This is a genomic window from Natronococcus sp. A-GB7 (assembly GCF_029688865.1).
Lineage (GTDB): Archaea > Halobacteriota > Halobacteria > Halobacteriales > Natrialbaceae > Natronococcus.
Genome location: NZ_JARUKV010000062.1, coordinates 1 through 6,133 on the forward strand (window position 1 = coordinate 1; position 6,133 = coordinate 6,133).

At 52.0% G+C, this 6,133-nt stretch carries 8 protein-coding genes; all 8 read left to right on the plus strand.

Features of this window, described 5'->3' with window-relative positions:
* The first annotated feature begins 208 nt into the window (after positions 1–208).
* Positions 209–346 carry a hypothetical protein gene (locus QA609_RS24430; protein WP_160167013.1) on the plus strand — a complete coding sequence of 46 codons (138 nt, stop codon included), beginning with the start codon at positions 209–211 and terminating at the stop codon, positions 344–346.
* 80 nt (positions 347–426) lie between these two features.
* On the plus strand, positions 427–2,463 hold the full coding sequence (locus QA609_RS24435; RefSeq protein WP_278305224.1) for a helix-turn-helix domain-containing protein: 2,037 nt from the start codon (positions 427–429) through the stop codon (positions 2,461–2,463).
* Positions 2,464–2,601: 138 nt separating this feature from the next.
* Entirely contained in the window at positions 2,602–3,054 is a 453-nt protein-coding gene (locus QA609_RS24440) for a hypothetical protein (protein WP_278305225.1), read from the plus strand.
* Positions 3,055–4,466: 1,412 nt separating this feature from the next.
* Positions 4,467–5,063 carry a hypothetical protein gene (locus QA609_RS24445; protein ID WP_278305226.1) on the plus strand — a complete coding sequence of 199 codons (597 nt, stop codon included), beginning with the start codon at positions 4,467–4,469 and terminating at the stop codon, positions 5,061–5,063.
* A complete protein-coding gene (locus tag QA609_RS24450) occupies positions 5,056–5,250 on the plus strand; it encodes a hypothetical protein (RefSeq protein WP_278305227.1) in 195 nt (64 codons plus the stop codon). Before QA609_RS24445 ends, QA609_RS24450 begins: the two co-directional genes overlap by 8 nt.
* Before the next feature lie 5 nt (positions 5,251–5,255).
* A complete protein-coding gene (locus tag QA609_RS24455; RefSeq protein WP_278305228.1) occupies positions 5,256–5,471 on the plus strand; it encodes a hypothetical protein in 216 nt (71 codons plus the stop codon).
* A gap of 2 nt (positions 5,472–5,473) precedes the next feature.
* Positions 5,474–5,698, plus strand: coding sequence for a hypothetical protein (locus QA609_RS24460; protein ID WP_278305229.1), 225 nt, complete (start codon positions 5,474–5,476; stop codon positions 5,696–5,698).
* A gap of 95 nt (positions 5,699–5,793) precedes the next feature.
* The coding region (locus tag QA609_RS24465) for a type I restriction enzyme HsdR N-terminal domain-containing protein (protein WP_278305230.1) at positions 5,794–6,133 on the plus strand (340 nt) is incomplete at its 3' end.

Here is a 6,133-nt window from a genome sequence, read left to right on the forward strand (position 1 = left end):
GAATAGAAGCAATTAGATCGCTCTCAAATCCGCTCGAGATCGCTTTTCCCCTTACAGGCAAAGAAGATCATCGGCTCGAGACGAACGCCACTCAGAATCAATCTGAGAGACTCAAAGGGGAAAGTCCGGGAGTCATCGTTTTGAGAAATCTATATGCCGGATTTTCCGTCTCAGAAACATTATGGCCATGGATATATAAAATTCTGACATGGCTGAAACGGCAAAACCACAGATCTACGCAACGGACGAAACTCATAAAGAAGCTCGAGTGGTGAAGGCGAAGCTCGGCCTAACGTGGGATGAATTCGTCCAGAAGGCCGCTGAAGAGCTAGACCCTGACAAGTAGGTAGGAACAATGCAAATGATAGCGAACGGGGGCGAGGCCCTAACTCGAAACCCCCGAGCGACTGAGGATGAAGCCGAAGGATGGAGGCCCTCGACATGAGTCAATTCGAGATACTGAATGATAGACCTTCCGGGAGAATTCCTCCGAGAGAAGTCTTGAGGCATGGGATCACGGAATCTATCCTTGATGAAGAGACGGCACTATTCGATGTTCTTCCCGGTATCGGGAAATCCCGTAGCATCTCGAAGATCTTCGGGACTGTTCCCGTCTCTATATTCACGAATCTTCGGGATAACTATGAGCAGTTCGAGGGGTGGGGTAAGGAGGATGGAATCGAGGTTGAGAAGTTTCCAGTAGCGACCGACCTATGCCCTGTCCTCCGGTCTGAGAACCCTGCTCAGCGAGATGATCCGATAGTTCAAAAAGCCAGAAATGCTCACGATGATGGCTGGCCCGTCCGAGAGATTCATCGGGAATTTGACCTTCCCTGCGAGCGAGGAGATGATACCTGTCCATATCGTGAACAGGTTGCCGAGATAGATACTGATGGCCTGAATCCGCTCGTCGGCCACTTCACTCAAGCCTATAATCCAGCATACACCTCGAACCGAGTTGTTGTTCTCGATGAAGAAGCTCTGGGATCATACAAGCAAGAAATCAAAAATCCGGTAGAAAAGGCTGAGGAATTCATAGATACGCTCGAAGAATTCCCCTTCGAGTCTGTCCGGCGGCCTGAGCCCGGTGAGGAGCGAAAACGAAAGGAAGCATTATCCCAACTTGAGGACGCCGGGCTCGACCCAGCAGATCATCGAGATGCAGTAGGTGAATTCCACGCAAAGGCCCCGCTGACTGCATATGCCATCTACGGGGCTGAACGACTCGATAATGGTCTCTATGTGGCTGACCTGCCTGGTAATCGAACGGTAGTATTCAAGAGTCTATACCATTCCGGTGATGATAACGAGAATGGAGGCTCGGTATGGGTTTTCGACCCGCCGGACTTCTCGAAGGCAGAGGCAGTTATCGCCCTCGATGCGACCCCCTGTACTTCGGACTGGAAGCTCCTCCTTGGAGATGATCTGAACCACTATCGCTTATTTAACGACGAAGATCGCAATCGACACCTCCGCGATCAGGGATACGAATTCATTCAGTTGAACGAGTATGTCTGGCCGGTGAGTAATGGCGAGGTCAGCATCCCCAAATGTGAGGCGTACCTCCGGGAGGTATATCGCAAACATGGTCAACGACCGGACCTCATCACGAGTAAGAACCTTCGGAAAGCACTCGAGGACCAGGGGCTCGACCATCTTTGGCAGGATGATTTACACTATGGGGCTCTCCGCGGTAAGAACGATCTCGCTGATTCCGAGCTACTCGTCGTCCTCGGTTCGCCCGGACGAGGAGATATAGATATCCAATACCAAGCAGCGTTCCACGGTGAATACGCAGAGCCCGCGACTGATGAAGACGGGGAACGACTCAGTGGATACGATCTCGACTATCAGAATGAGACTGCGAACGATATTCTCGAAAGCATTCGGCGTGGAGAGGTATTCCAAGCCGTAATGCGGGCTGGCCGAACGGATGATACTGAAGCAACCATCTACATTGCAACGGGGATGGTCCCTAACTGGCTCGATACCCGGATCCCAGGTCGGAGTCGTCCCGGTCGTTCCTTCGATGCCTGTACTTCAACGCGGACGTCGAACGAGAAGGCCATTATCGAAGCGTTGCAAGGTGCCGAGGAGATGAGCGCCGGTGAGATTATCGAACAGTCTGGGGTGAATAGGAAAAGCGTCGAACGAATTCGGAGGAAGTTGCAGGAGCGAGGGCTGATCGAGAAAAACGGGAAAGGCAGATGGGCCAAATATTACGATAGAGGGCTTGAAGGACTGAATATCGCCGGATCAGTCGACCTCGATTCTATCCCTCAAAGTCCCTTTAATAATTCCTATAAGGGGATTCGAGGGATAGAATCGCCCGCCATTCCGTGTCGGGAACTGCCCAACTATCCTGAGCTCCGCTACCCTGACTGGATACGCGATATACAACAACGGGCAAAGGATCGGAAGTTTGATGAGCAATTCAAGCAGGCTCAGAGGGATAATGTATGATTCGGATCCTATTCGATCGACCTCCTCCACCATCGAGCACGCTTGACCGAGCTATCGACTGACAATCAACAAATGATCGAGGACAACGAAGATGCCAGACAGTAACAAGTATACCGAATCGAACGAGGGAGATCGCAAATGAGTACCACCAGTCCAAAGCAGGATCTTGATCGGATCCGGAAAGTCCGCGATAGGAAGGGTGACTCGAGCGAGGAGATCCAAGTCGAAGTACTCACATGCCCCATTAAGGACTGCTCTCGGACTATCATCGATGATCCCCGTGATCTGCGGAGTCATGTGCGAGAGGCAGGAGGCGACCACGAAGGGCTCAGCCTCAATGAGAACCTTGAGATTATCGAGTATGTCGAGCCAGAGGATGATGAACGCGATGAGAGCGGCGAGAATGCGGCTCAAAGCGATTCCAAAGAAGAGTCCGATGATGGCCCCACAGAAGAGGAAGAATCGCCTGAGAAAGCGGAGATCGATTCTGAAGCGATCGGTGAGAGTGAATATCATGCGCTATGGGCTGGCAATTCGGACGATGATAACGGACTCTGGGGGCCCGGAGTCCCGAAAAAGGAGGTGAGATAGATGGCTTCTTGGACCTGTGGCCTCTGTGAATGCGAGGAACGATGGCCTTCGAAGCAGGGCGCTCTCGAGCATATAGAGGACTACCATCTCGAGTCACTACTCCGTGCATCTCTCGAAAGAAGCGACGAGAATCCCACTGAAGCCCTATCGGTATCAGAGAACGCCTCTAATAGCGATTGACTCCCCTACTCTGCAGAAGGATTATCTTGCTGACTATTCAATCTCAATCCGTCGGAGGGAGAACCTCCGATGTCATGGGGTTCGCGCGCCGAGCTCGTTAACGAGCTTCTCGACAGAACCGCTCAAGGGCGGGAGGAATAGTCCCCCTCTCGCTGCTTTAGGACTCAATTGATCCTTGTGAGGTCTGTTCCTGAATCGTCACTTCGAGCCATGCAAAGATAGTGACGATGGCCAACACGGAGAATACGAGCTGTGGGACGATTTGAGGAGCGACGATCGGAATCATGGCTCCGCAACCGATCGTGACTATCGTATAGATGCTCGAGCGTCTCATTGGTCTCTCTCGGATTCTGTCTTCAGCTTGTTCGCGCCTCGCTCGAGAAAGTCGGACCAGGTGATACCGAGGTCTTCCTTGACCTCTCGAGCGGCCTGAATCGATTCTTCTCTCGCAGCAATATCTTTGTAATTTGACGGGTACGCCATATCCATATGATCGAGCTATTCCCAATTAAGACTCCTGCGCCAGTGAAATCGTCTCGAACGGATCTCAGGACCGATTGGTAGCTGAGATTCCATATCTGCCCGTCTCCGCCTGTTCGAGCCGGATTCACCGACAGAACAAGGGGATTCAGTCTATTCGCCGACAAATCGATTAGAGCCCGCTTCTCGCTCTTTCTGAGAGCAAGACGGTTTATCCTCTTTCATCTCAGATCTCTTACCATGCCTCACGTTAAGAGCCGGTGTCTGGAATGCCGGAAGGGGTTCACTAATGTCGGTGAGATGCAACTCCACCACATCCTCAATCATCGAGGCGACGATGAGTAGTGGGGGTAATATATGGCGATGCCCGACGTGTGGAACGGCTTTTTTCGAAGAGGGAGCGATGAAGGGTCATTCGTTCCAAGTCCACGGAGAGTTCGTTAGGGAAGGCGAGACAGAACCAGACCAGATCTCCATGAGCGAGGAGCCAGATCCTTCAGGTGGACCCAAGTTCCCATATGCAGGTCCCGAATTCTCCGTCCCCACCGATTGAGGTTCAATTCGATTTCTACCGGCCTTTCCGCTATTCTGAGAGGCGATCGCTGGCGAGTCGAGGGATTCATCCTTCTCTTGTCAAATCGGATCCAGATAGCGCTGATCGATTTCTGAATATGCTCGAATTCGGTTGGGAGAGGGTCTGAGAACCAAGAGGACGCAGAACGATTATTCATTCCTATTCCCAATAACGGAGTATGACGAAAGATCTCGTCGACAAGGCCCGAGAAATCGGAGGAGACGCGCTCGCCGGCGACGTCGAAAAGTTAGTGAATCATATCGAGTCCGAGTATGAGGAGCAACCACTCGATCAGCAGCTTAGGGAGTATGTCGATTACGATGACTCGACTCTGAATTCGATGGACACGGAGGACAAGAAGTCGCTTCTCGAGAAATTCGAGAACGCTGGGAAGAAAAAGACGAACGTTGAGATCCCGGTCGCCGGCCGGACTAATAGCGAGAATACGTCGGTGGAACTCGAGCAGAGTGATCCGGACACCTACACCAAGGAAGTCGAGATTCCCGGTCCGGGACGGAATGACGATGATCCGGCGACGGTGACAGAGGAATATGCTCGGGAGGGTCCTTCAATGGAGGATCTCACCAACTGGCGGGGCGAGATGCACCACCGATTCGCTGAAGAGAATCGTCGTCAGCAGGAGCGAGCGAATCGCCGTCGGGAAGAGCAGGAATCCCGATCAATGCCTACTCGCTATACGAATACTGATGAAGTCGAGGGGGACGTCGATAGTTCTGAAATTCCCGCTCCTGGTCAGCGAGATGACGATGAGTGACTCGAATCTGCCCCGCAAAGCAAAGCAATACGTAAAGCATGAGACGAATCAGGTCTACGAGCCTGTCGTCTTCACTTCCGAAGTTGCTGACGAATTAGGAGTCTCCGAAGAGGTAGCCCACGAAGCTCTCGAGGAATCACCCTTCATCAGTGAGAAAGAGGTCGATGGTACCAGTGTGTGGTGGTGAATAGCATGAAGGAATCGCTCCGAGACGAAGTCATCGCCCATAGCGGGGATGGCGTAGCTCAGGTCGTCAAGCAGAGAACCAGTAAGATCAGTAATCCAGTCGTCTCGACCGAGGAGGTCGCTGAAGCTCTCGATATCCCCGAGGAAGAGGCCTTCGATCGGCTTGAAGAGGATCCTAACGTCTCTGGGAAGCTAGTCGGCGAATCTCATGGATGGTGGTAGTCATGGCAGGATCTAATCGTCGCCTCGCGTACGAGCGCGCGAAGGAGCACGGAACTGAGATTGAGGAATGGGTTATCAAGCAGACCAGCAACTGGGACAATCCAGTCGTTTCATTCGAAGAGGTTTCGGAAAAGTTCGATATGGACGACGAGGAGCTACTTGACCAGCTTATCTCGAGTGAGATGGTCGACTCACGGTCTATCGGAGATCAGTGGGTCTTCTGGTAATTGGTGGCCTTCTCGAAGGCTCTCTTATCGGACTCTGGGTCTTTCTTCGGATTGGGTACATTGATAGTAGTGGACTGAACATTCATCACATAGTTATGGAGGAAGAGTCGGTAGAGGAGTTTGTAGACCAAGCTCAAGCCACTTTGGAGGCCTCTCCGGCTATGGATGAAGAGGCTACTAAGTTTCGTCTTATTGTCCCTTTCATAGAGGTGCTTGGTTGGAATACGCGATCGACGGAAGTCGAACCAGAGTATACGGTTCGAATGGCGACCGCGAAGACGAAGGTTGATTTTGCACTTCTCTTAGGGGATACTCCAGTTGTCTTCATCGAAGCAAAACCATCCCGATCAGATCTCAGTGAAGATAGCATCGAGCAGCTCCGGAGCTATATGCGACAAGAATTAGAAGTTGAATGGGGCGTCGTTACCAATGGGA